The organism is Streptomyces sp. JH34, from assembly GCF_029428875.1.
Taxonomy (GTDB): domain Bacteria; phylum Actinomycetota; class Actinomycetes; order Streptomycetales; family Streptomycetaceae; genus Streptomyces.
Window position 1 is genome coordinate 2,299,481 of the sequence record NZ_JAJSOO010000001.1, and the last position, 25,348, is coordinate 2,324,828.

22 protein-coding genes and 1 tRNA gene are annotated in these 25,348 nt (G+C 70.0%); 1 reads left to right on the forward strand and 22 read right to left on the reverse strand.

Translation table 11 applies throughout. The annotated features are described in order from the left end of the window. Nucleotides 1-93 precede the first annotated feature (93 nt). The 21 genes from LWJ43_RS09895 to LWJ43_RS09995 all read right to left on the reverse strand — a co-directional run bounded on the left by LWJ43_RS09895 (nucleotide 94) and on the right by LWJ43_RS09995 (nucleotide 22,857). Entirely contained in the window at nucleotides 94-909 is an 816-nt protein-coding gene (locus tag LWJ43_RS09895; protein ID WP_277331914.1) for a F0F1 ATP synthase subunit delta, read from the reverse strand. Further along, the gene (locus LWJ43_RS09900; protein ID WP_205022362.1) at nucleotides 906-1,451 is read right to left on the reverse strand and encodes a F0F1 ATP synthase subunit B; all 546 of its coding nucleotides are present in this window, start codon (nucleotides 1,449-1,451) and stop codon (nucleotides 906-908) included. The genes LWJ43_RS09895 and LWJ43_RS09900 overlap by 4 nt, the downstream gene beginning before the upstream one ends. Nucleotides 1,452-1,490: 39 nt before the next feature. Continuing rightward, the gene (gene atpE / locus LWJ43_RS09905; RefSeq protein ID WP_073727291.1) at nucleotides 1,491-1,733 is read right to left on the reverse strand and encodes an ATP synthase F0 subunit C; all 243 of its coding nucleotides are present in this window, start codon (nucleotides 1,731-1,733) and stop codon (nucleotides 1,491-1,493) included. A gap of 75 nt (nucleotides 1,734-1,808) precedes the next feature. After that, nucleotides 1,809-2,624, reverse strand: a complete 816-nt coding sequence (gene atpB / locus LWJ43_RS09910) for a F0F1 ATP synthase subunit A (RefSeq protein WP_277331915.1) — start codon at nucleotides 2,622-2,624, stop codon at nucleotides 1,809-1,811. A gap of 222 nt (nucleotides 2,625-2,846) precedes the next feature. After that, nucleotides 2,847-3,284 (reverse strand): hypothetical protein, encoded by a 438-nt coding sequence (locus tag LWJ43_RS09915; RefSeq protein ID WP_277331916.1) that lies wholly within the window; start codon nucleotides 3,282-3,284, stop codon nucleotides 2,847-2,849. Nucleotides 3,285-3,546: 262 nt separating this feature from the next. Continuing rightward, complete coding sequence (locus tag LWJ43_RS09920) at nucleotides 3,547-4,923, reverse strand: MraY family glycosyltransferase (protein WP_277331917.1); 1,377 nt, start codon at nucleotides 4,921-4,923, stop codon at nucleotides 3,547-3,549. Nucleotides 4,924-5,007: 84 nt separating this feature from the next. Then, nucleotides 5,008-6,297, reverse strand: a complete 1,290-nt coding sequence (locus tag LWJ43_RS09925; protein ID WP_277331918.1) for a serine hydroxymethyltransferase — start codon at nucleotides 6,295-6,297, stop codon at nucleotides 5,008-5,010. A gap of 137 nt (nucleotides 6,298-6,434) precedes the next feature. Further along, nucleotides 6,435-7,076: an arsenate reductase/protein-tyrosine-phosphatase family protein gene (locus LWJ43_RS09930; RefSeq protein WP_277331919.1), complete on the reverse strand. Its 642-nt coding sequence runs from the start codon at nucleotides 7,074-7,076 to the stop codon at nucleotides 6,435-6,437. After that, nucleotides 7,073-7,720, reverse strand: a complete 648-nt coding sequence (locus LWJ43_RS09935; protein ID WP_277331920.1) for an L-threonylcarbamoyladenylate synthase — start codon at nucleotides 7,718-7,720, stop codon at nucleotides 7,073-7,075. The genes LWJ43_RS09930 and LWJ43_RS09935 overlap by 4 nt, the downstream gene beginning before the upstream one ends. Nucleotides 7,721-7,787: 67 nt before the next feature. Beyond that, nucleotides 7,788-8,633, reverse strand: coding sequence for a peptide chain release factor N(5)-glutamine methyltransferase (gene prmC, locus LWJ43_RS09940; RefSeq protein WP_203182474.1), 846 nt, complete (start codon nucleotides 8,631-8,633; stop codon nucleotides 7,788-7,790). 52 nt (nucleotides 8,634-8,685) lie between these two features. Continuing rightward, nucleotides 8,686-9,762, reverse strand: coding sequence for a peptide chain release factor 1 (prfA, locus tag LWJ43_RS09945; RefSeq protein ID WP_277331921.1), 1,077 nt, complete (start codon nucleotides 9,760-9,762; stop codon nucleotides 8,686-8,688). A 152-nt stretch (nucleotides 9,763-9,914) separates the two neighbouring features. Then, nucleotides 9,915-10,139, reverse strand: a complete 225-nt coding sequence (gene rpmE / locus LWJ43_RS09950) for a 50S ribosomal protein L31 (protein ID WP_099174467.1) — start codon at nucleotides 10,137-10,139, stop codon at nucleotides 9,915-9,917. Between the two features lie 177 nt (nucleotides 10,140-10,316). Continuing rightward, nucleotides 10,317-11,420, reverse strand: a complete 1,104-nt coding sequence (locus LWJ43_RS09955) for an LCP family protein (protein ID WP_277331922.1) — start codon at nucleotides 11,418-11,420, stop codon at nucleotides 10,317-10,319. A 355-nt stretch (nucleotides 11,421-11,775) separates the two neighbouring features. Then, nucleotides 11,776-13,560, reverse strand: coding sequence for a trypsin-like serine protease (locus LWJ43_RS09960; RefSeq protein WP_277331923.1), 1,785 nt, complete (start codon nucleotides 13,558-13,560; stop codon nucleotides 11,776-11,778). Between the two features lie 207 nt (nucleotides 13,561-13,767). Next, nucleotides 13,768-15,834, reverse strand: coding sequence for a transcription termination factor Rho (rho, locus tag LWJ43_RS09965; protein WP_277331924.1), 2,067 nt, complete (start codon nucleotides 15,832-15,834; stop codon nucleotides 13,768-13,770). 387 nt (nucleotides 15,835-16,221) lie between these two features. Beyond that, on the reverse strand, nucleotides 16,222-17,139 hold the full coding sequence (thrB, locus tag LWJ43_RS09970; protein WP_277331925.1) for a homoserine kinase: 918 nt from the start codon (nucleotides 17,137-17,139) through the stop codon (nucleotides 16,222-16,224). Between the two features lie 261 nt (nucleotides 17,140-17,400). Then, complete coding sequence (gene thrC / locus LWJ43_RS09975) at nucleotides 17,401-18,471, reverse strand: threonine synthase (protein ID WP_147959508.1); 1,071 nt, start codon at nucleotides 18,469-18,471, stop codon at nucleotides 17,401-17,403. Nucleotides 18,472-18,477: 6 nt separating this feature from the next. Next, nucleotides 18,478-19,779 carry a homoserine dehydrogenase gene (locus LWJ43_RS09980; RefSeq protein ID WP_277331927.1) on the reverse strand — a complete coding sequence of 434 codons (1,302 nt, stop codon included), beginning with the start codon at nucleotides 19,777-19,779 and terminating at the stop codon, nucleotides 18,478-18,480. A gap of 95 nt (nucleotides 19,780-19,874) precedes the next feature. Further along, complete coding sequence (gene lysA, locus LWJ43_RS09985; protein WP_277331928.1) at nucleotides 19,875-21,266, reverse strand: diaminopimelate decarboxylase; 1,392 nt, start codon at nucleotides 21,264-21,266, stop codon at nucleotides 19,875-19,877. 27 nt (nucleotides 21,267-21,293) lie between these two features. Continuing rightward, nucleotides 21,294-22,355 (reverse strand): ArgS-related anticodon-binding protein NrtL, encoded by a 1,062-nt coding sequence (gene nrtL / locus LWJ43_RS09990; RefSeq protein ID WP_277331929.1) that lies wholly within the window; start codon nucleotides 22,353-22,355, stop codon nucleotides 21,294-21,296. A 79-nt stretch (nucleotides 22,356-22,434) separates the two neighbouring features. After that, entirely contained in the window at nucleotides 22,435-22,857 is a 423-nt protein-coding gene (locus LWJ43_RS09995) for a response regulator transcription factor (protein WP_277331930.1), read from the reverse strand. A gap of 229 nt (nucleotides 22,858-23,086) precedes the next feature. Here LWJ43_RS09995 and LWJ43_RS10000 point away from each other — a divergent pair. Further along, nucleotides 23,087-23,158 (forward strand) — tRNA-Arg (locus LWJ43_RS10000). Between the two features lie 216 nt (nucleotides 23,159-23,374). Here LWJ43_RS10000 and LWJ43_RS10005 read toward each other — a convergent pair. Beyond that, complete coding sequence (locus LWJ43_RS10005; protein ID WP_277331931.1) at nucleotides 23,375-25,231, reverse strand: DUF262 domain-containing protein; 1,857 nt, start codon at nucleotides 25,229-25,231, stop codon at nucleotides 23,375-23,377. Nucleotides 25,232-25,348: the final 117 nt, after the last annotated feature.

Here is a 25,348-nt window from a genome sequence, read left to right on the forward strand (position 1 = left end):
GCGACCCCCAGGAATCTTCTGCAATTTCTGCACGGCCCAACCGGGCCGCTGTTCTTGCTCGTTCAGTTGGTGCGGTGCGGGCGCTGCGCGCTGTCAGCCGGCCATCCTGCGGGTGACCTCTTCGAGGCGCTCCGCGATCGTGCCGTTGATGACCTCGTCACCGACGCGCACCGAGATCCCGCCGAGGACCTCGGGGTCCACGTCCAGGTTCAGGTGCATCTGACGGCCGTAGATCTTCGCCAGCGCGGCGCCGAGGCGCTGCTTCTGGTGGTCGGACAGCGGCACCGCCGAGGTGACGACGGCGACCATGCGGTCCCGGCGCTCCGCGGCGAGCCTGGACAGGGAGTCGAGTCCCGCCTCCAGGCTACGTCCTCGGGGCTGCGTCACGAGGCGCGTGATCACGCGCTCGGTGACCGGCTGGGCCTTGCCGCCGAGCAGGCCGCGGAGCAGCCCGCTCTTGGCCGGGGCGGGAGCCGCCCTGTCCGTGAGGGCCGAGCGCAGTGCCACGTCGGAGCCGACGATCCGGCCGAACCGGAACAGCTCGTCCTCGACGTCGTCGAGCGCACCCGCGCGCTGGGCCGCGGTGAGGTCTGCGGTGTTCGCCAGTTCCTCGACCGAGTCGACCAGGTCACGCGACTGCGACCAGCGGGACCGCACCATGCCGGAGACGAGGTCCACGGCTTCGCCGCCCACCTGTCCCCTCAGCAGTCGTCCGGCCAGCTCGGCCTTGGCCTCGCCGCCCTGCGACGGGTCGGTGAGGACCCGGCGCAGCGATACCTCGCGGTGGAGCAGCGCGGTGACGGCTGCCAGCTCCTCGGCGAGCTTCGCCGCGTCGACCGATGTGGAGTCGGTCAGTGCGTCGAGACGCTCACGTGCGGAGGCCAGCGCCTCGCGGCTCGCTCCGTTCATCGGACGGCCTCGGCCTTCGCCTCGAGCTCGTCGAGGAACCGGTCGACGGTGCCGCTCTGTCGTGCGTGGTCCTCGAGGGACTCACCGACGAGCTTGCCGGCCAGGGCGGTGGCGAGACTGCCCACGTCCTGACGCAGCGCGGACGCCGCGGCCTTGCGGTCGGCCTCGATCTGGGTGTGGCCGGCCGCGATGATCTCCTCGCGCTGCCGCTGACCTTCCGCCCTCATCTCCTGGATGATGACGGCACCCTGCTCCTGCGCCTCCTGGCGCAGACGAGCGGCCTCGTGGCGGGCCTCGGCGAGCTGAGCCTTGTACTGCTCAAGAACGCTCTGGGCCTCGGTCTGGGCCGCGTCGGCCTTCTCGATACCGCCTTCGATGGCCTCGCGGCGCTCTTCCAGAACCTTGTTGATGTTCGGGAGGAGCTTCTTGGCGAGGAAACCGAAGACGATGGCGAAGGCGATGAGGCCGATGACGATCTCAGGTACCGCCGGGAGCAGCGGGTTCTGGATCTCTCCCTCGGACGCCAGCTGTAGGGCGTTCACATCAATGCCTTTCGTCGCTTCGGGCTGGAAATGCCGCGACTAGAACGGGTAGACGAAGGGCATGACGAGACCGATCAGGGCAAGCGCCTCACAGAGCACGAAGCCGAGGATCTGGTTCGAGCGGATCAGGCCGGCAGCCTCGGGCTGACGGGCCAGAGCCTGGGTGCCGTTACCGAAGATGATGCCGACGCCGACGCCGGGGCCGATCGCGGCGAGGCCGTAGCCGATGGAACCGAGGTTGCCCGAGATGTTGACGGCGGCGAGGGTCTCAAGAGCGGACATGCCGTTTCTTCCTTCTCTTTCAGAACCGGTGGGGGTTGGCCACCGGACGACTATCGGGGGTGGAGCTGGGCTGCGTCAGTGGTGCTCGGCGAGAGCGCCCTGAATGTAGTTGCAGGCCAGAAGGACGAACACGTAGGCCTGCAGCGCCTGGATGAACAGTTCGAAGGCGGTCATCAGGATGACCATCACGAAGGAGACACCGGCGTAGGCGATGCCGATGCCGTTCAGCAGGTACCAGCTGGCGATCGTGAAGATCAGCAGCAGCACGTGACCGGCGAACATGTTGGCGAAGAGTCGCACGGCGTGGGTGAACGGCCGGATCAGCAGGTTCGACATGACCTCGATGAGCATGACGAAGGGCAGAGCCGGACCGATCGACGGGTCGTAGCCGGAGATGTTCTTCCAGCCGCCGACGAAGCCGTGCCGCTTGAAGGTCAGGCTGACCCAGAGGACATACACGATCGCGGCCAGCGCCACCGGGAACCCGATGACCGAGACCACCGGGAACTGGGCGAGGGGAATGATCGCCCAGAGGTTCATGATCCAGATGAAGAAGAACAGCGAGACCATGAGGGGCACGTACTTCTTGCCCTCGCGCTTGCCGAGCGACTCGTACACCACACCGGTGCGGATGAAGTCGTAACCCGCCTCCGCGACCATCTGGAGCTTTCCGGGCACCAGCTTCGGCTTGTTGAAAGCCGCCCAGAAGAAACCGACGACGACAACGGTGCTAAGGACCGCCAGCAGCATCGGTTTGTTGATCTCGAAGCCGCCGACGGTGGCCATCGGCTCGAAAACAAAGGAGTGCAGGCCAGGAGCCGGGAAGCCGCATCCGTCGAAGATGTGGCAGTCGGTCTCGAAGGCGAGCACCGTCGTCGGGTCAGCACTCACCGCGGGCTCCTTCAGCGTGGCGCATAGGTACGGCAACCTCGTTGTGTCGGCGCGGCAAGCAGCCGCTGGTCGGCACTGGACTGGTGTTACGGATGGGGGGCGGCTCAGGCATTACGCCTCGCGATGGAACAGGCGCCGAATTTGATGCCCGCGCCCGCAGTGCCGCAGTTGGCACCGGACGATAGCAGGGTCTCGAACGCGCTCTTATCCCGGCCCTACCCCTCACGTCGAAGACCCCATGTTCCCGGGCGTCTTGCCCGCGGACGAGTCCGGCTCGACGTAAAGGATCTTGGTCTTCATGTGGACGCGGATCTGCGCCGCGACCCAGACCAGGGTGGCAACCATCACCGCAGCCGCGAAGGCCCTGGGATTGAACAGCGTGGTGTTCTTGAACGCGGCCACGAAGACGAAGAGCAGCAGCAGTTCGGTCGTGTACAGCAGCAACCCCATGGACTGGAACAGGTGCGGCATCGACCTGGCCGTGCGCTGCAGGACGCCGAGCCCGATCCCCATGAAGAGGATCACCACCAGCGTTCCGGCCGCCGCCCCGATCGCCCCCTTGCCGCCGGCGAGTGCAGCGCTGACGGCGACGGTGACGACACCGGCGGCGGCAGTGGGCACGGCGGTGTGGAGGAGAGTCCGGGCGTCGTTGGACGGCATGGCGGTTACTCCGCGTTGCAGGGGGTGGTCAGTGATCGTCAGGGACGAGCGTAGGCCCGGTCCGAGTCGATGTTTCGGGCCAATGAACCGTGCTACTCAGGTCCTTCGGCCTCCTCACCGGGCTTCGTGAACGGTATCACAAACTATTTGATGAGGTCTTTACTCAGAAAGTGTGCCAACTGTCACACATGAGAGCTACTCCGCGCGTGTGTGCAGAACATCACGGCGCATTGTCTGGTATGGGGATTTCTGTACCTCGGGCTCAACGCGAAGAGTCGGCACGATCCCGATCCGTGAAGCGCGAACGGGGGCCGATCGCGGTCGCTCCGTTGACGCCGGAGACGCCCACGGCCACGGAGGCCGGTTCCGGCACCGGGGGTGCCATGTGCGGACCGTCGGCACGCTGTTGCCCCTGGGGGGTGACGTCGTCGGCGTCCCCGGGCTCCCCGTGGCCGGCCTGCCGCCGCCGGTAGCGCGGGGGCACGAAGGACTCGGCCCAGCGCGGGGCGCGCGGGGTGAAGCGCGGCATGAGCAGCAGGACGAGGCCCACGGCGCTGAGCCCGACGATCACCAGCACGATCCACAGCGACGCGGAGTGCACGGAGTACCCGACGGCGCCGAAGGCGATCAGCGCCGACCAGAAGTACATGATCAGCACGGACCTGCTGTGCGAGTGGCCGATCTCCAGCAGCCGGTGGTGCAGGTGTCCGCGGTCGGCCGCGAACGGCGACTGCCCGTTCCAGGTGCGGCGCACGATGGCCAGCACGAGGTCGGCGGCAGGGATCGCGATGATCGTCAGCGGCAGCAGCAGCGGGATGAAGACCGGGAGCATCGCGTGGGTCGCCTGGCGCTCGCTGCCCTCGAAGAGCTTCATCGCGTCCGGGTCCACCTGGCCGGTGACGGAGATCGCCCCGGCGGCCAGCACGAGGCCGATCAGCATCGAGCCGGAGTCGCCCATGAAGATCCGGGCGGGGTGCATGTTGTGCGGCAGGAAGCCGAGGCACATGCCCATCAGGATCGCGGCGAAGAGTGTCGCGGGGGCCGCCGCCTCGATCCCGTACCCGTACCAGAGCCGGTAGGTGTAGAGGAAGAACGCCGCGGACGCGATGCAGACCATGCCCGCCGCGAGGCCGTCCAGGCCGTCGACGAAGTTGACCGCGTTGATGGTGATCACCACCAGCGCGACCGTGAGCAGCGTGCCCTGCCACTGGGTGAGCGCCACGGTGCCCACGCCCGGGATGGGAAGCCAGAGGATCGTCAGACCCTGGATGACCATGACCGCGGCGGCGATCATCTGCCCGCCCAGCTTGATCAGCGCGTCGATCTCGAACTTGTCGTCCAGGACGCCGATCAGCCAGATCAGGGCGGCGCCGGAGAGCAGCGCCCTCGGCTCGTCGGACAGTTCGAACACGCCGTTCAGGTTGAACAGGTGGTCCGCGACGATCAGCCCCGCGCACAGTCCGCCGAACATGGCGATGCCACCGAGCCGAGGTGTCGGTTCCCGGTGTACGTCACGCGCACGGATCGCGGGCATCGCCCCGATCGCGATGGCGAACTTCCGCACCGGTCCGGTCAGCAGATAGGTAACTGCGGCCGTGACACAGAGCGTCAGCAGGTAATCACGCACGGGCTGCCCCACAGAATTCGCCGGCCATCTCAGCCCCACACCCTAGTCTCATGTGCAAGGACAACGATCCACCGGTGATGGTTCCACATGGCTCGGCTACCCCGGATACGGCGGATTGCGCTCGGCCAGTCCGCGTACCTCGGCACGCAGCCGGCCCGCGTCGCCCTCCTCCCGCACCGCCGCGCCGAACAGCTCGGCGATCCGTGTCATGTCGTCCTCGTCCATGCCCTGCGTGGTCACGGCCGCGGTCCCGAGCCGGATTCCGCGTGCGTCCCCGTACGGCAGGGCGCATGTGTCCAGGACCATACCGGCGGCCATGAGCCGGTCCCGGGCGGTGCGGGCGTCCACGCCCAGCGGGGCGGGGTCCGCGACCACGATGTGGGTGTCCGTACCGCCCGTGGCGATCTCGAGGCCCTCGGACTCCAGGGCGGCCGCCAGGACCCGGGCGTGTGCGACGACGCGGTGGGCGTAGACCGCGAAGGCCGGGGTCGCCGCCTCGCCGAACGCCACGGCCTTCGCCGCGACGGTGTGCATCTGGGCGCCGCCCTGCGTGAAGGGGAACACCGCCCGGTCGATCCGCTCCGCCAGTTCGACGCCGCACAGGATCATGCCCCCGCGCGGTCCGCGCAGGACCTTGTGCGTCGTCGCGCACACCACGTCCGCGTAGGGGACCGGGCTGGGCGCCGCTCCCCCGGCGATCAGCCCCATCGGATGGGCGGCGTCCGCGATCAGATACGCACCGGCCTCGTCGGCGATGGCCCGGAACTGCTCGTAGTCGGGGTGCCGTGGGTACGAGATCGAACCGCAGACGATCGCCTTGGGGCGCCGGGCCCTCGCCAGGGCCCGCACCTGTGCGTAGTCGATGAGCCCGCTGTCGGGGTCGACGCCGTAGCCGGCGAAATCGAACCAGCGTCCGGAGAAGTTCCCCGGAGCACCGTGCGTGAGGTGCCCGCCGTACGGGAGTCCCATGGCGAGCACCGTGTCACCGGGGCGCAGCAGCGCGGCGTAGGCGGCCAGGACGGCCGAGGAGCCGGAGTGCGGCTGGACGTTGGCGTGCTCGGCGCCGAACAGCGACATGGCCCGCCGGACCGCGGCGCGTTCCGCCGCGTCGGCCTGCTCGCAGCCGCCGTGGTGACGGGCACCGGGGTAGCCCTCGGCGTACTTGTTGGCGAGTGGGGAGCCCAGGGCGGCGAGGACCGCGGGCGAGGTGAAGTTCTCGGCGGCGATGAGCTGGAGGGTGCTCGACTGCCGCCCTGCCTCGGCCAGCAGGATGCCGCTGATCTCCGGGTCCTGGCGGGCCAGGGCGCCGAAGTCCTGGGGCATGGCGCTGCCGGACGGGAAGGGCGTCGGCGCGGCTTCGCGTGCGGCTGGAGTGGTGACCGGCATCGAGGGCTCCGGGCCTGGAGGAGGGGGGTGCGTGGCGTCAGATCCAATGTAGGCCCGCCCCCGGCCGCCTGCCCGCTGCCGGGCGCCCCTCTACGCCGGTCGGCGCACCCCGGTGCGCGCGCGGGGCCGTCGGCGGTTCAGCGCGGGGCGTGCACCCCGGTCAGTGCCGTCATGACGGGATCGAGCGCCTGGCTGATCTCGTCGCCGATGGAACGGAAGAAGGTGATCGGGGCGCCGTACGGGTCGTAGACCTCGTCCGCCTCCGCGGTCGGGGCCAGCAGCCAGCCGCGCAGTGCGGCCGCGGCACGCACCAGCGCACGGGCACGCTCGACGACGCCCTCCTCGCGGGCGTCGGGCAGCGTGGCGGGGTCTATGGCCCGCACCAGCCTGGTGAACTCCTTGAGCGTGAAGGTCCGCAGTCCCGCCGAATGCCCCATCGAGATCACCTGGGCGCGGTGGTCCCGGGTGGCGGTGAGGACCAGGTCGGCGCGGATGACGTGCTCGTCGAGCAACTCCCGGCCGACGAAGCCGGTGGCGTCGGCTCCGAAGTCGGCGAGGACCACCTCGGCGTTCGCCTCCATGGGCGCGCCCTCGTGCCCCCAGGTGCCCGCGCTCTCCACGATGAGGCCGCCGCTGAGCGGGTCCCCCAGGCGGTCCACGAGGGCATGGCGGGTCAGCCGCTCGGTGATGGGCGAGCGGCAGACGTTGCCGGTGCTGACGTGGAGGATGCGGAAAGTGTCGTGCTGCCCCGCTATGCCACGCCCCTCAGGGGCGGTCAATTGGCCACCTCGAGGTCCGGTACCACCTTGCGGAGTTCCTCGGCCGAGATCGCGCCGGCCCGCAGCAGCACCGGGACCTTGCCGGTGACGTCGATGATCGAGGACGGGACGATCCCGGGGGTCGAGCCGCCGTCGAGGTAGACGGAGACGCTGTCGCCGAGCATCTCCTGGGCGGCGTCGCAGGTCTCGGGCGAGGGGTGTCCGGTGAGGTTGGCGCTGGATACGGCCATCGGGCCGACCTCCGTGAGGAGCTCGATGGCGACCGGGTGCAGGGGCATCCGGACGGCGACGGTGCCGCGGGTGTCGCCGAGGTCCCACTGGAGCGACGGCTGGTGCTTGGCGACGAGCGTGAGGGCGCCGGGCCAGAAGGCGTCGACGAGCTCCCAGGCCTGCTCCGAGAAGTCGGTGACCAGGCCGTGCAGGGTGTTCGGGGAGCCGATCAGGACGGGTGTCGGCATGTTGCGGCCGCGGCCCTTGGCGTCGAGGAGGTCGGCCACGCCCTCCGAGCTGAAGGCGTCCGCGCCGATCCCGTACACGGTGTCGGTGGGCAGCACGACCAGTTCGCCGCGGCGGACGGCGGACGCGGCTTCACGCAGGCCGGTCGTACGGTCGGTCGCGTCGTTGCAGTCGTATCGCCGTGCCATCAGCCGGCCTCCTCGGACGTGTACGGGTATGACGGGTGGGGTTCGTGCGGTGCCGGTGTCCCGGTGGTCACGGCATGGCCTTGCGGGCCGTCGCGAACCGGGGCCGGTTGTTCAGGTCCGGGTGGTCGGCCGCGTCGGCCCAGCCGCGTTCCTCGGTGAAGATCCACGGCACCTGGCCGCCCTGCGTGTCGGCGTGCTCGATGACGACGAGCCCGCCGGGCCGGAGCAGGCGGTGCGCGGTGCGTTCGATGCCGCGGATGGTGTCGAGGCCGTCCTCGCCGGAGAACAACGCCATCTGCGGGTCGTGGTCACGGGCCTCCGGCGCCACGTACTCCCACTCGGTCAGCGGGATGTAGGGCGGGTTGGAGATCACCAGGTCGACCTGGCCGTCGAGCTCGGGAAGGGCGCTCAGGGCGTCGCCGCGGTGGACGGTGACCCTGGACCCCTCGGCGTTCTTCCTGGTCCACCTGAGGGCGTCCTCGGACAGCTCCACGGCGTGCACACGCGAGCGCGGCACCTCCTGCGCCATGGCGAGCGCGATCGCGCCCGATCCTGTGCAGAGGTCGACGATCAGCGGCTCGACGACGTCCATCGCGCGGACGGCGTCTATCGCCCAGCCGACGACCGACTCGGTCTCCGGGCGGGGGACGAAGACACCGGGGCCCACCTGGAGCTCCAGGTAGCGGAAGAAGGCGCGGCCGGTGATGTGCTGGAGCGGTTCGCGGGCCTCCCGGCGGGCGATCGTCTCCCAGTAGCGCGCGTCGAAGTCGGCGTCCTGCACATGGTGCAGCTCGCCCCGCTTGACGCCGTGCACGAACGCGGCGAGTTCCTCGGCGTCGAATCGCGGTGAGGGGACACCGGCGTCGGCCAGCCGCTGGGTGGCCTGGGCCACCTCGGCGAGCAGCAGGTTCATCGCGGTTCTCCGTACGGGTTCACGGGCGGGGCGGGGCGGTGGGGCTCACTGCTTACGCGGCGGCGAGCTTCGCTGCGGAGTCGGCGTCGACACAGGCCTGGATGACGGCGTCGAGCTCACCGTCGAGCACCTGGTCCAAGTTGTACGCCTTGAAGCCGACGCGGTGGTCCGAGATCCGGTTTTCCGGGAAGTTGTACGTCCGGATCTTCTCGGAGCGGTCCACGGTGCGCACCTGGCTGCGGCGCACGTCGGAGGCCTCCTGCTCGGCGGCCTCCTGGGCGGCGGCCAGCAGCCGGGACCGCAGGATGCGCATGGCCTGCTCCTTGTTCTGGAGCTGGCTCTTCTCGTTCTGGCAGGACGCGACGACGCCGGTCGGCAGGTGCGTGATGCGGACGGCGGAGTCCGTGGTGTTGACGGACTGGCCGCCGGGGCCCGAGGAGCGGTAGACGTCGATGCGCAGGTCGTTGGCGTGGATCTCGACGTCGACCTCCTCCGCCTCGGGCGTGACGAGCACACCGGCGGCGGAGGTGTGGATACGGCCCTGCGACTCGGTGGAGGGCACGCGCTGCACACGGTGCACACCGCCCTCGTACTTCATCCGGGCCCAGACACCCTGGCCGGGCTCGGTGGCGCCGTTGCCGCCCTTGGTCTTCACGGCGACCTGGACGTCCTTGTAGCCGCCGAGTTCGGACTCGGTGGAGTCGATGATCTCGGTCTTCCAGCCCACGCGCTCGGCGTAGCGCAGGTACATGCGCAGCAGGTCCCCGGCGAACAGGGCGGACTCGTCGCCGCCCGCGCCCGCCTTGATCTCCAGGAGCACGTCCTTGTCGTCACTGGGGTCACGCGGGACCAGGAGGAGGCGGAGCTTCTCGGTGATCTCCTCGCGCTGCTTCTCCAGGACCTTGACCTCGGCGGCGAAGTCCGGGTCGTCGGCCGCGAATTCGCGGGCGGTCCCGATGTCGTCGCCGGTCTGCTTCCAGGACCGGTAGGTGGAGACGATCGGGGTCAGCTCCGCGTAGCGCTTGTTGAGCTTGCGCGCGTTGGCCTGGTCGGCGTGGACCGACGGGTCGGCGAGCTTCTTCTCGAGATCGGCGTGCTCGCCGATCAGTTCCTCGACCGCCTCGAACATCTTCGGGCTCCTGGTTTCTGCGTCATACGTCTGCGGGCCTGCTGGAGGTGTGCCGTCGACGCGTACCCCTCGGGTACGCCCGGCCGCACAGCCGGAAAAAACGCCGGTCCCGGCGCCCGTTGGAGGGCGTCGGGAACCGGCGCAGTGGCTCGCTACTTGCTGGCGGAGCCGGCGGCCTTGCCGAAGCGGGCCTCGAAGCGGGCCACGCGGCCGCCGGTGTCGAGGATCTTCTGCTTGCCCGTGTAGAACGGGTGGCACTCGGAGCAGACGTCGGCGCGGATGGCGCCGCCCTCAAGGGTGCTCCGGGTGGTGAACGACGCACCGCAGGTGCAGCTGACCTGCGTCTCGACGTACTCGGGGTGGATGTCGCGCTTCAAGGTGTCTCCTAGGTTCGGGAGGGTGCCGGGTCGTTCGCGCGGATTGCGCGTCCGTGAACCGGGACCGACGTACCAGTCTGCCAGGACCGGCCGTATCTCCCAAAACGAGGACCCGGCCGTGTGTATTCCCGCGCGAACCGCGGACGTTCCGCGATCACCCGGTGACGCGATGTGCCGTTACCGTACGACGTCTCCCGCCCCGCCCTTGTCGCCCGCCGACTGCGCCGTGGCGGACGCCGGTACGGGCTCGTCCTTCTTGAGCGCCGCCCACACCTTGCGGTCGGCCTTCTCCTGGGGCAGCACGCGGTTGGGGTCCTGGGGGTCGTACTCCACGGGAAGCGTGATCATGTCGACGTTCTTGGAACCGAGCCCCTTGAGCCCGTCGGCGAAGCCGGTGAGCTTCTTGACGGAGGCCAGTTCGGAATCGGTGGTGACGGCCTTGGTCGCCGTGTCGGCCAGCCCGAACAGGGTCTTCGGGTCGGAGAACACCCCGACGCTCTTCGCCTGGTCCATCAGGGCCTTCACGAAGGCCTGCTGGAGCTGGATGCGGCCCAGGTCGCTGCCGTCGCCGACGCTGTGGCGCGTGCGGACGAGGCCGAGCGACTGCTCCCCGCTCAGGGTGTGGGTGCCGGGCTTCAGCGCGAGGTGGCTGTCGGGGTCGTCGATCGCCCGCGAGGTGGTGATCTCGACGCCGCCGAGCTCGTCGATGAGCTTCTTGAACCCGGTGAAGTCGACCTCGAGGTAGTGGTCCATGCGGATGCCGGACATGGACTCGACGGTCTTCACCGCACAGGCGGGACCACCGACCTGGTAGGCCGAGTTGAACATCGTCTGGTGCTCGGCGGCGACCTGTTCGCCGGTGGTGTCGCTCGTGCAGGCGGGGCGGTCGACGAGGGTGTCCCGCGGGACCGAGACCACGCTGGCGGAGGTGTGCCCCTCGTTGACGTGCACGATCATCGCGGTGTCCGCCCGCGCGGAGCCCTCGTCCGCGCCGTACGCGGAGTTGGCGCCGGAGCGGGAGTCCGATCCCAGCACCAGGATGTCCTCGGACCCGTCGTCCACGTCGTCGGGACGGCTGGTCCCGAGGGCGGCGTCGATGTCGACGCCCTTCAGGTTGCCGTTGAGCGTGTAGTAGGCGTAACCGAGTCCGGATCCCCCGACGACGACCAGGGCGGCGGCGCCCCACAGGGCGATCCTCTTCACACGGCGGGCCCGTGGCGGCTTCCTCCGGCGGCTGCCGGTGCCGCGTATTCGGCCGGCGCTCCTGCTCTGCTCGGTCATACGGCTCCCTCGTTCGGCGGTGCTTCCTGGTCCCCTGCCAGAAGATTCAGTCGTGGCCGGCCGGCGCTGCGCCGAAGCCGAAGCAGGGAAAAGGGTTGCACAGCCGAACGACGCCCCGACATGAGCCGCACGGCGGACACGAGCCCGTGCGGCGCTTCGCACCCGGCGTGGCATCACACGCCCCACCTGCGGATTCGCATGCTCGTAACGGTCCCGCAGCCGTTTCCCGGCCGTCCTGCCGCTGTGGGCAAGGTCTCCTCGCCTCGGGGCGGCGGGGAGAGCGGTACCCGCGTACGGGACCGGCCCCGGACCACAGGGGTCCGGGGCCGGTCCGTGCGCCGACGGCAGGGCCTCTCTAGCCGAGGAGGCTGTAGGAACCCCAGCCCACGCCGAGCTTGATCCGTGCCGAGGTGGCGAACGGCACCGTGGCGGAGCCCGTGCTCTTGTAGGCCCAGAGCACGCCCGCGGTGTCGCGGACGATGAAGTCGGCGCGGCCGTCGCCCGTCACGTCACCGGTGGTGGCGTAGGCGGTGAAGTTCCAGCCGGTGCCGACCTTGACCCGGCCGGAGAACGGGGCGGACGCGGAGCCCGTGCCCTTGTACATCCAGAGCACCGCACTGGCGTCACGAGCGATCAGGTCCGGCTTGCCGTCGCCGCTGTAGTCGCCCCTGCCGTACACCTGGTAGGTGCTCCAGCCCACGCCGATCTGGACCTTGGCCGCGAACGTGCCGTTGCCACGGCCCGTCCACATCCACAGCGCACCGGCCGAGTCGTTCGCCGTGAGGTCCACGAAGCCGTCGCCCGTCACGTCGCCGGTGAGGGTGATGTTGCGCAGGCTTCCCCAGCCGGGTCCGATCTTGTGGTCCAGGTAGGTCTCTGCGGCGCTGTCGTACCCCCACCAGTACAGCTCGCCCGCCGTGTTGCGGTAGACGTAGTCCTGGTAGAAGTCGCGGTTGACGTCGGCCTGGCGGACCAGGTCGATGCCCTGCCAGTCGCCCACCGACTCGCGGTCGCCGAGCGAGCCACCGCGCGAGTAGTAGTTGAAGCCCTCGCCGTTCGACGCGCGGGCGAACAGGTCCGCCTTGTCGTCGAAGTTGAGGTTGGCGTCGTCGATGCGCGGGTTCACCTCACCCGCGAACGTGGCGGTCTTGGCGTACACGCTGTACGCGCCCGATTCCACGCAGTCGGCCACCCCCCAGGAGACGACCCCTGCGATCCGGCCGTTGACCACCAGCGGTCCGCCCGAGTCGCCGTTGCAGGGCGAGACCGTGCCGGTGTCCTGCCCACTGGCCGGCTGCCCGGCGCACACCATCTTCTCCGGGACGAACTCACTGCCGAAGTACCCCGAGCATGCCGAGTCCGCCTGCACCGGCACGGAGGCCTTGAGCAGGACCGGTGAGATGTCGTCGCTGGTGGAGCTGGTGCGCCCCCAGCCGTAGACGGTCGCCGGGGTGCCGGTCTTGTAGCGCGCCGTGTCACCGGACGCCGCGGGCTGCAGCGTCTGGTACGGAAGCGCGGAACCCAACGTCAGCACGGCGACGTCGAAGTCCAGGTTGACGTCGTCGAAGTCCGGGTGGACCCACTGCTTCCAGACGCCGGTCGCCGTCCCTCCGTGAAGGTCGCCGCCCTCCGGGAGCTGGGTGGTGCCGCCGACGACGGCGCCGTTCGTCTCCCAGTCGAGCCCGTCCACGCAGTGCGCGGCGGTCAGGACCTTCGCGGGGGCGACGAGTGTGCCTCCGCAGAAGTAACCCTCGTCGTCCGCCGTGTCCGCGGTGCCCTTGTCGTCGTAGTAGTGCAGCTGCACCATCCACGGCGCCTCGCCGAGCGTGGCGGCGGCGCCTCCGATGATCTTCGGGTCCGCAGTACGCCCGGACTGCTCGGGCGCGGGCCGGGAGCCGTCACCGGCGTCCGCGTCGGCGGGTGCGCCGGACTCGCCGCGCTGCAGCCGGTCCGTGGAGTCCTTGACGGTCTGCAGGAGTTCGGCCTGCGAGGCCGTGGTGCGCGGCTGGACGCTCCGCTTAGCCGTCGGCTGGGGCGTGTCCGCCTGCGCGGGCACGGCGGACAGGGCCGCGGTCCCCAGAGCGAGCGCCGTCACCGCCGCCGACAAGGTGATGGAGCTCTTCCGTCTGCCAGATGTCACTGAAGATCCCTTCGATGGACCCGGCGCAACGCCTTGGCGGCGTCGGGTAGTTGCACTCGAAGGGAGAGAAACTCCCACTGGAATCGCGACACAGTGGGCGTATAGAAAATACGTTCCCCCCCACATACAGCTCGCTGATAGTACAACGCAAAACTGCCCTCGTCACTGATGTGACGAGGGCAGTTCCATGGGGCTGCTGATGTGACGTCAGTCGTTGCTGTTGCCGTTGCCCGGCGTCGTCTTCTGGATCTGCAGCAGGAACTCCGCGTTGGACTGCGTCTTCTTCATGCGGTCCAGGAGGAGTTCGATGGCCTGCTGCTGGTCGAGTGCGTGGAGCACCCGGCGCAGCTTCCAGGTGACGGCCAGCTCGTCGGTGCCGAGCAGGATCTCTTCCTTACGGGTGCTGGACGCGTCGACGTCCACCGCCGGGAAGATGCGCTTGTCCGAGAGCTTCCGGTCGAGCTTGAGCTCCATGTTGCCGGTGCCCTTGAACTCCTCGAAGATCACCTCGTCCATGCGCGAGCCGGTCTCGACGAGCGCGGTGGCCAGGATGGTCAGCGAGCCGCCGTCCTCGATGTTGCGCGCGGCACCGAAGAAGCGCTTCGGCGGGTAGAGCGCGGTCGAGTCGACACCACCGGACAGGATGCGGCCGGAGGCCGGAGCCGCCAGGTTGTAGGCGCGGCCCAGACGGGTGATCGAGTCCAGCAGGACCACCACGTCGTGACCGAGTTCCACGAGGCGCTTCGCGCGCTCGATGGCGAGCTCGGCGACCGTGGTGTGGTCCTCGGCGGGACGGTCGAAGGTCGAGGAGATGACCTCGCCCTTCACCGACCGCTGCATGTCGGTGACCTCTTCCGGACGCTCGTCGACCAGGACGACCATCAGGTGGCACTCGGGGCTGTTGACCGTGATCGCGTTGGCGATGGCCTGCAGGATCATGGTCTTACCGGTCTTCGGCGGGGCCACGATCAGGCCTCGCTGGCCCTTGCCGATCGGTGCGACCAGATCGATGATCCGGGTGGTCAGGACGTTGGAGTCGGTCTCCAGACGGAGCCGGTCCTGCGGGTACAGCGGGGTCAGCTTCTGGAACTCGGGCCGGCCGCGGCCGGACTCCGGCGCCATGCCGTTGACCGAGTCGAGGCGGACCAGCGCGTTGAACTTCTCGCGGCGCTCGCCGTCCTTGGGCTGGCGCACGGCACCCGTGACGTGGTCACCCTTGCGCAGGCCGTTCTTACGGACCTGGGCGAGCGAGACGTACACGTCGTTCGGGCCCGGCAGGTAGCCGGAGGTCCGGATGAACGCGTAGTTGTCGAGGATGTCGAGGATGCCGGCGACGGGGATCAGGACGTCGTCGTCGGCCACCTGGACGTCGGTCGCGAAGTCGTCGCGGCCGCGACGGCCACGGCGGTCGCGGTAACGGCCGCGACGGCCACGCCGGCCGCCGTCGTCGTCGAAACCGTCGTCCTGCGGGCCGCCGCCGCCCTGCTGGCCCTGGCTCTGGCCGCCGCCCTGCTGGCCCTGACGGCGTCCGCCGCCCTGCTGGCCCTGGTCGTCGCCCTTGCCACGGCGGTCACGCTGGCGGTCCCGGCGGTCACCGCGGTCCTGACGGTCGCCACGGTCCTGACGGTCACCGCGGCGGCCGTCCTGGCGGTCGCCCCGACGGCCCTCGGCGTTGTCCGTGGCGGACTCGGCCTTCGCGTCGGCCTTCGCCTCGCCGCGCTCGTCCGCGCGGTCCTGACGGCCTTCGCCCTTGGGCTCGGACTTCGGCTCGGACGCGGCCTCCGCCTTGGACTCGGCCTTGGTGTCCGGGCTGCCCGCCTGCGCGGTCGCCCGGCGACGGCGGCGCTCGCCCGTCGGCTGGTCGTCGCTGGCCGGCTGGCCCGGGATGTCGATCTGCTGCTGCGCGGCGGCCTTGTCGGCGGCGGGCGCGGCAGCGGCTTCGTCACCGGTGCGCGACTTGGAGGTGGCACGCCGCTTCGGCTTGCTCCCGGCGTCCGTACCGGTGGACGCGGCGGCCTTGGGGGCGGGCGCGGAGGATCCTCCGGCCTGCGTCTCCTTGATGACCTCGATCAGCTGGCTCTTGCGCATCCGCGCGGTTCCCCTGATGCCGAGGCCGGACGCGACCTGCTGCAGCTCGGCCAGGACCATGCCCTCGAGGCCGGTGCCGGAGCGGCGGCGCCGTGCGGTGGTGCCAGAGGCAGCACCTTCGGCGGGCACGGAGCTGTCGACGTTCTTGTCGGCAGTCACGCCCATCAGATCGGTGGTGTCGCTCACGAAGGGTCCTTCCCTGGAGCGGACGTCGGCCTTCTGGCTCGGCGACCGGTTGTGCTGTCCGACTGGGTCTGTTGATCGTGTCGATCGCGGACCTTGCCGGGGCGATGGTCCGCCGGGTACGGCGGAGAGACGAAAGTGCGGGGTTCCGGCGCGAGATCCCCCTGCTCGGCCCACTCCTGGGTGAGCAAGAGGGTGTCGTGCCGGTTCCGGAGCGTGCTCGAAAGCTCAGGCAGGCTGCTCAGGCAGTCGGGGAGGCTCCCGGAAGAGTGGTGGTCCCGGAAGGGGACACGAAGCAACGCGCCACGAAGACGTCGATTGCTGACTTGAGGTTAACACTACCGGCTCCAACAAACATTCCCCCTCTCATGCACCGGCAATCACGTGGGATTACGCGGCGAGCGGCAACACGCTCGCCCCGGTGGCGTCGAGGGTGAGCCTGTTCGCGGCCCATCCCTCTCCCGCCAGCCGGGCGACCTTGTCGGCCGACCCTTCCTCCGTCAGCGCGAGCACCGTGGGCCCGGCTCCGGAGATGACAGCAGGCACGCCGTCGGCGCGCAGCCGGTTCACCAGCTCGACGCTCCGCGGCATCGCGGGCCCCCGGTATTCCTGGTGGATCCTGTCCTCCGTGCCGGCCAGCAGCAGCTCGGGGCGCCTGGTCAGGGCCTCGACGAGCAGGGCCGCACGGCCGGCGTTGGCCGCTGCGTCCACATGGGGGACGGTGCGCGGCAGGAGGCCGCGGGCGGTCTCGGTGAGCACCGGGGTGGCCGGGACGAAGACCACCGGAACGACGGAGTCCGCGGGGTCCATCCGGATGGCCCTGGCGGCTCCTCCGTCCATCCAGGCGAGGGTGAATCCGCCGAGGAGGCAGGCGGCGACGTTGTCGGGGTGCCCTTCGATCTCGGTCGCCAGCTCCAGCAGCGCGGCGTCGTCGAGACGGGCCTCGCCGCCCGTCGTCACGGCGCGCGCGGCGACGATCCCGGCGCAGATGGCGGCGGACGAGGAGCCGAGGCCGCGGCCGTGCGGGATGCGGTTGGCGCAGACGATCTCCAGGCCGTGGGGCTGTCCGCCGAGCAGGTCGAAGGCCGTGCGCAGGGAGCGTACGAGCAGGTGGTTCTCGTCGCGGGGCAGCGTCTCTGCGCCCTCACCCGCGATGTCGATGTGCAGCCCGGAGTCGGCGACCCGGACGACGACGTCGTCGTAGAGCCCCAGCGAGAGGCCGAGGGCGTCGAAACCCGGGCCCAGATTGGCGCTGGTTGCGGGGACGCGCACCCGGACGGCGGCGGCTCGGAACGCGGGACCGGCCATCGGTTGGACGACTCTTCCTGTACGGCGGCGGGGATGTTGTGCGGGGTGTTTCGACGTGCGTGGGACGCCGGTGCGGGGACGGGGAGGGCCCGGCAGTCACGACGGCTGCTGCACCGCGGCGGATGCGGCGGGGGCCGGGTACAGCTTATCGAAGGAAGGTTCTGTGGCGACATAGGGCGCACAGGAGGCGCACGATGCGTGTCGCACACCTCCCGTGCGCTCTTCACCCGGGCAGGGCGGTTGAGCTGCGGCGGGGGCCGGCTACGCGAGGCCCAGCCTCTCCGCCGCGGCCACGGCGTCGACCGGGACGGTGACCGGCTGCGGGGCACCCGCGACGGCCCAGTCGGGGTCCTTCAGCCCGTTGCCCGTGACGGTGCAGACGATCTTCTGCCCGGGGTCGACCTTGCCCTCGTCGGCGGCCTTGAGCAGACCGGCCACGGACGCCGCCGAGGCGGGCTCGACGAAGACGCCCTCCTGGGAGGCCAACAGGCGGTACGCCGACAGGATCTGACGGTCCGTCACCTCATCGATGAAGCCACCGGACTCGTCCCGCGCGTCCAGCGCGAACTGCCAGGACGCCGGGTTGCCGATGCGGATCGCGGTGGCGATGGTCGCCGGGTCCTTGACGATCTCGCCGCGGACGATCGGCGCGGAGCCGGAGGCCTGGAAGCCCCACATGCGGGGGGTGTGCGTGGAGATCGCGTCCCCCGCGTACTCCTTGTAACCCTTCCAGTAGGCCGTGATGTTGCCCGCGTTGCCCACCGGCAGGACGTGGATGTCGGGGGCGTCGCCGAGCGCGTCGACGATCTCGAACGCGGCGGTCTTCTGGCCCTCGATGCGGACCGGGTTCACCGAATTGACCAGCGCCACGGGGTAGTTGTCCGAGAGGCTGCGGGCCAGGGTCAGACAGTCGTCGAAGTTGCCGTCGACCTGGAGGATCTTCGCGCCGTGGACGAGGGCCTGCCCCATCTTGCCGAGCGCGATCTTGCCGCGCGGCACGAGGACGGCGCAGACCATGCCGGCGCGCACGGCGTACGCGGCGGCGGAGGCGGACGTGTTTCCGGTGGAGGCGCAGATGACGGCCTGCGCGCCCTCCTCCTTCGCCCGGGTGATCGCCATCGTCATACCGCGGTCCTTGAACGAACCCGTCGGGTTGGCGCCCTCGACCTTGAGGTGCACCTCGCAGCCCGTGCGCTCGGAGAGAACCTGCGCCGGGACGAGCGGCGTGCCGCCCTCACGGAGTGTGACGACCGGTGTGGTGCTCGTGACCGGAAGACGGTCCCGGTACTCCTCGATGATGCCGCGCCACTGGTGGGTGCCCTTGCTGGTCATGGGTCCTTACTCCCCTTCAACACGCATGATGCTGGCGACACCGCGCACGGTGTCCAGCTTGCGCAGCGCTTCGACGGTCCCGGAGAGGGCGGCGTCGGGCGCGCGGTGGGTGACGACGACGAGGGATGCCTCGCCGCTGCCGTCCTGTCGGACTTGCTGGCGGACCGTATCGATGGATACGTCCTGTTCGGCGAAGACCGTCGCGACCTGGGCGAGCACGCCAGGCTTGTCGGCCACGTCGAGACTGATGTGGTAGCGCGTGACGACGTCGCCCATGGGGCTGACGGGCAGGCGCGTGTAGGCGGACTCACCGGGGCCGGTGGTCGCCCCGACGATGTTGCGGCAGACGGCGACCAGGTCGCCCAGGACGGCGGACGCGGTCGGTGAGCCGCCCGCGCCGGGGCCGTAGAACATCAGCTGCCCGGCGGCCTCCGCCTCGACGAAGACCGCGTTGTACGCCTCGCGCACGGAGGCCAGCGGGTGGCTGAGGGGGATCATCGCGGGGTGCACGCGGGCGGTGACGGACCTGCCGTCGGCGGCGCGCTCGCAGATGGCGAGGAGCTTGACGGTGCAGCCCATGCGGCGCGCGGAGGCGATGTCCGCGGCGGTGACCTCGGTGATGCCCTCGCGGTGCACCTCACCGATCTGGACCCGGGTGTGGAAGGCGATCCCCGCGAGGATGGCGGCCTTCGCGGCGGCGTCGAAGCCCTCCACGTCGGCGGTCGGGTCGGCCTCGGCGTACCCGAGGGCGGTGGCCTCGTCGAGGGCTTCGGAGTACCCGGCGCCGCTCGTGTCCATCTTGTCGAGGATGAAGTTGGTCGTGCCGTTGACGATGCCGAGCACCCGGTTGACCTTGTCCCCCGCGAGGGACTCACGCAGCGGGCGTACGAGCGGGATGGCGCCCGCCACGGCCGCCTCGTAGTAGAGGTCCCTGCCGTGCTTCGCGGCGGCGGCGTGGAGCGCGGAGCCGTCCTCGGCGAGCAGCGCCTTGTTGGCCGAGACCACGCCGGCGCCGTGCTCGAAGGCGGTCGTGATGAGCGTCCGGGCCGGCTCGATGCCTCCGATGACCTCGACGACGACGTCGATGTCACCCCGTTTGACCAGGGCGGTCGCATCGGTGGTGATCAGCGCGGGGTCGATGCCCTCGCGCACCTTGGACGGCCGGCGGACGGCGACACCGGCGAGCTCGACCGGCGCGCCGATACGCGCGGCGAGGTCGTCGGCGTGCGTCGTCATGATGCGCGCCACCTCTGTGCCGACCACTCCACAGCCCAGCAGCGCCACCTTCAGCGGTCGCGTACGCATCATCCGACCTCGTTTCTCCTACTTCTGATGTGTGGACCAGTCTCACTCACCGGACGGGGGTTTCTGCCACCCGTCCGGATTTTGAGATGTGAATTTCATCAGCCGACATCGAGACGCAGGAGATCTTCCTCCGTCTCACGCCGGACGATGACCCGGGCCCGTCCGTCACGCACGGCGACGACGGGCGGGCGCAGGGCGTGGTTGTAGTTGCTGGCCATGGAGCGGCAGTACGCACCGGTGGCGGGCACCGCGATCAGGTCGCCGGGCGCCAGGTCGGCAGGCAGGAACGCGTCCTTGACCACGATGTCACCGCTCTCGCAGTGCTTGCCGACGACGCGTACGAGCATGGGTTCCGCGTCGGAGGTGCGCGAGACGAGGGCGACGCTGTACTCGGCGTCGTAGAGCGCGGTGCGGATGTTGTCCGACATCCCGCCGTCGACGCTCACGTACGTCCGCAGGCCCTCGAGCGGCTTGATGGTGCCGACCTCGTACAGCGTGAAGGCGGTGGGGCCGACGATCGCCCGGCCCGGCTCGACGGAGATGCGCGGGGTCCGCAGGCCGGCCGACTCGCACTCCCGGGTCACGATGCCGGAGAGCGCCTTGGCGATCTCGTGCGGCTCGCGGGGGTCGTCCTCGGAGGTGTACGCGATGCCGAGGCCGCCGCCCAGGTCGATCTCGGGGAGCTCGACGCCGTGCTCGTCACGGACCTCGGCGAGAAGCTGCACGACGCGCCGTGCGGAGACCTCGAAGCCGGCCATGTCGAAGATCTGCGAGCCGATGTGCGAGTGGATGCCGATGAGTTCCAGGCCGTCCAGGGTCAGCGCCCTGCGGACCGCCTCGGCCGCCTGTCCGTCCGCCAGCGCGATGCCGAACTTCTGGTCCTCGTGCGCGGTGGCGATGAACTCGTGGGTGTGGGCCTCGACGCCGACCGTGACGCGGATCTGCACGCGCTGGCGCGTACCGAGCCGCTGGGCGATGTGGGAGACGCGGGCGATCTCCTGGAAGGAGTCGAGCACGATCCGCCCTACGCCCGCCTCGACGGCCCGCTCGATCTCGGCGACGGTCTTGTTGTTGCCGTGGAAGGCGATGTTCTCGGCGGGCATCCCGGCGTCCAGCGCCGTGGCCAGCTCGCCGCCGGAGCACACGTCCAGGTTCAGCCCCTCCTCCTTGAGCCAGCGCACCACGGCGCGCGACAGGAAGGCCTTCCCCGCGTAGAAGACATCGGCGTCCGCCCCGAAGGCATCGGCCCAGGCACGGCAGCGCGCCCGGAAGTCGGACTCGTCCAGGAAGTACGCCGGCGTCCCGAACTCCTCGGCCAGCCGGGCGACTTCGATCCCGCCTACCGTGAGCGCACCGTCCGCGTCACGGGTGACCGTGCGGGACCAGACCTTCGGGTCCAGCTCGTTCAGGTCGGTGGCCGGGGCGGTGTAGTGGCCCTCGGGGAGGACGTCGGCGTGACGGGGCCCGGCGGGGTGTGCGGATCGGCTCATCGTTCTGCTCTGTTCTCTCAGGTCTCGTCAGAGGTGTGGGGGCGCGCTGATGCCGAGCACGAACAGGCCGCCTGCCAGCACCTTCCCGGCGGCTTCGGCAAGGGCCAGCCGGGAGCGGTGGGCGGCCGAGGGTTTCTCGTCGCCGACGGGGAGCGGCGGGGTCGTGGCGTGGAAGTCGAAGAAGGCGTCCGCGACGGTCTCGAGGTGCCGGGCGACGCGGTCGGGCGCGTGGTGGAGCGCGGCGGCGGCGAGCACCCCGGGGTGGTCGGCGAGCGCGGCGTGCAGCGCGGGCGCGTCGACGTCGGTCTCGTACGCGGCGGTGAGGCCGAACCGCTCTCCCTCACGCAGGAGGGCACGGGCGCGGGCGTGGGCGTAGCGGACCAGGAAGAGCGGGTTGGGCTCCCCCTGCACGAGGAGGTCGTCGCCGAGGGTCGCGTGGTCATGGGCTGCGGGCCGCTGCAGCCCCCACAGCGCGGCGTCGCGTCCGAGGCGGTCGAGCAGGGCGGCGGCGGTCGCACGGGCCGGGACGGGACGGATCCCGGCGCTCTCCTCGGCCCCGTACCGCAGGCCGACCCGGACGCCGAGGTCCTCCCAGCGGGGGTCGGTCTCCTCGGTGCAGCCGACGAGCACCTGGCCGCCCTGGGTGCGCAGCAGGCGCGCCACGCTCTGCGCGAGGACGGCGGCCCTGACCTCAGGCGGGTGGTGGAGGCGGTGGAGCCGCCCGGCCTCGGTGGTGACCCGCCCGTACCGCAGGCCCGCGTCGAGCACCTCGCGCACACGGGCGGCGCGGGCCTCGGCACCGGCGGAGGCGTCGAGCGTGAAGTTCAGGAAGCCCGGCCCGGTGATCTCGACCCGTCCGATCCCGGGAGCGCCGACGACCCGGTCCCTCAGCAGTGCGGCCACCTCGCGTGCGGGGAGCGCCGCGTGGCCCGCCAGTTGCAGGGCCACGGCGCAGGCGTAGTCGCCGCTGCCGCCGGGCCGTGTCCGCTCGACCCGCACGCGCGCGGGCACCGGCGCGCGCAGGGCGTCCTCGTCGACCGCGCGGCGCACAGCGTGCAGCACGGTCCTGGAGAGATCTGCGGGTGTCACGGCACCAGCGTATGGGAGGAAGGGGGGCACTTCGCCAACCGGTTTCGCCATACGGGCAGAGACCCGCCCGCCCACGGGGTCAGCCGGTCGCACTCCTGGCCGTCCCCGCACCCCGCCTGCTGCCGGAGCGCGCCGCGTCCTCCCGGCGGGCGAGACGGCGCACCATCCGCACCAGCTCGCTCGGCTCGAAGGGTTTCGCCAGGAACGCGTCGACCCCGGCGGCCACCTCGCAGGGGGTGCAGGCGCTGATGACGGCCACCGGCAGATGCCCGGTCGTCGGATCGGCGCGCAGCCGGGCAGCGGTCTGCAGGCCGTCGAGCCGGGGCATCGCCACGTCGAGAGTGATCACATCCGGGCAGACCTCGTGCACCAGGTCCAGGCACTCGACGCCGTCGGCCGCGGTCACGACCTCGAAGCCCTCCAGCTCGAGATTGACCCTGATCAGCTGCCGGATGACCTTGTTGTCGTCCACAACAAGCACGCGGCCGTACGCCCCTGACACCCTTCGAGGGTAGGTCGGGCGGAGGTGCTGCGTCCGGGTTTTGCCCACTTCCGCCCCCGGAGAGGTGGCCGGGGCCCGTCCGGGGCCCGCCGTGGAGAGCTCCGCACCCGGGCCGTCAGGCACCCCCGCGACCTCCCGCGCCGGCCCGGACGACGCGGGGATATCTGTTCCCGGACACCCGCCGGTAGCTGGTAGGGTTTCACTCGTCGCCGCCAAGCGCAGCGACATCGCCCCCGTAGCTCAGGGGATAGAGCATCGGCCTCCGGAGCCGGGTGCGCAGGTTCGAATCCTGCCGGGGGCACTTCGCAGGAAGTGCCGAAAAGACCCTCTCGCCAGTGGAAACACTGCGCAGGGGGTCTTTTTGCATCCTCCGCCGCCGACGGCTATCGCCGGAAGGCGCGGGTCCCACGGCCGTCCCTGGCGACAACCACGGCCCGGCGTCCGGGCCGTGGTGGCTACAACCGCTGGTGACGGACGGTCCCGGCGCGCACCCGGCGTTCGGCCCCGGACCGGGTTTTCAGGGAACTGCGGGAAACGGGACGCCGTTCTGCAGTTCGTTCTCCGCCGCCTGGATCGCCTCCCCGGGCCGCTGTCCCGGAATGTGGTCGTCGACCACCGGCTTTCCCATCGCCGTGGAGATGTGTTCCTGGAGCACCCTCCTCCGCCCCTCGAAGAAGGCGTCGAAGTCGTCGGCCCGCATGAGCCCGGGGTCCGCGAGGTGCGTCCTGATACGCCGCTCCACGCTCTCCGGACTGGTCTCAGCCGCCTTGGCGAGCCGCTGCAGATAGTCGGACGGTGCGTGGCCACCGATGATCCGGTTGGTCCGTGCCGTCAAGGGTGCCTTGTTGACGATGGAGTTGTAGACGGAGCGCTCGTGTCCGTTCTTCTGGCACCAGGCCTGCGGGAAGATGTGATGGATGTCCATCGCCTCGTCGAAGTAGACGCTCACCTCCGCCTTCTCCCCCGTACGCCAGTCCGTCGCGCCCGCCTTGAGCAGGAGCGCGTAGATCCCCTTGTAGGCGGCGCTCTGTCGAGTCCGAAGGGTCAGCAGGCGGCTCGCCGCGAACTGCGCCTGGGTGACCGTACGGGGCTCCTGAGTCGATCCGCGGATCCAGTCGACGACGTCGGGGAGGTCGAGGTTGAACCGGGTCTCGGTTGTGCCGCCGTACAGCTCGCCGAACACCCCGCACCAGTACCAGCGGGCCAGCTTCTCCTGTGCACCCGCGGTCTCCGCGTCCTTGCCGGCAAGGGCGAAGATCGCCGCGAGGGGGATGAGCTGCGTGCCGTACGGCAGGAATCGGGTATCGAAGACGAACTGCTGGCGCAGGAATTTGGCGGCGGCCTTGAAGCCTGCGACGACATCGGGGGCGTACCGCTTGTAGTCCTCCAGGCCCAGCACGAGCATCTCCTTGCGCTTGCACCCGATGCGCGGCAGACGCTCCTCGTCCGTGCCGGCCTCTACCTCCCGGCGTCGACGCTCGGCAGTGGCGAGGAGAGTGACCGCCTGAAGGAAGTCGGTGTTGGAGACGTCTTTCAGGATGGCGTATTCGGGTGCTTCCCAGGCAGAACGGCACTCGTGCCAGTGCCGCCGCAGATCGAACTCGTCGGCGGCGTACGTCGCCGTCAGCAACTCGAAGACGGTGAGGGTGACTCCCCCCGTGTTGACCTTCTCGAAGACCTGGCAGACCGCCTGACGTGGGGTGCCCTTGCCGAGTTCGATGACCGGGAAGTGGTAGAGGTCGAATGACTTGATGAAGCTGTCGCGGAAGCGGTACCAGAGCTCCATCGCCTCCGGTGCGAAATTGCAGTGGCGGGCGAAGCCGTCGCCCCATGAGTTGTCGAAGAGACATCGCAACGGGAAAACGCGGTGCTGGTACTCGAGCTCCCGGGTCGAATAATCCTCAAGGATCTCGCCCCGGAAGTTGACCACCTTGCGTGAGGGAGGGATGAACCGGATCGCCTCCTCGCGATCCTCGTTCTCGTCGATCGCCTTGACCATGTCGACGTAGAACCAGCCACGCACCCGGCGTTTGCGCTCGTCCTGGGTCTCCACCGGGCTGTTCATCGCGAGTGACTGGAACAGCGAGGTGAGCCGCTGCTGTCCATCCAGAATCAGCGATTCCGGTTGTACCTGCCTGCCCGGGGCCGCCCCCTCGATCGGCCTGTACTTGAACCGGACATCCCCGCCACCCTGGAGCAGCATCACCGTGCCGATCGGGTAGTTGAGGGACACCGAGGCCAGCAGACTCGCGATGTTGGGCCAGGGCCAGACCCAGCCACGCTGGAACTCGGGCAACTGGATCTTCCCCGCCTCGACCTGACCCAGCAGGCCCTGCAAAGGCCGCTTGTCGATGCTGAAGGTCTCTGTCGCCACGTCTTCTCCTTGTGCACCCAACACGTGCGTCGGCGCTCGCTCGTCGGAGCCGAGGGGGTGGGGCGCTCAGGGTTCGCCCGGCTTCGGTCCCGTCGGCCACCGGCTCATGACTTACAT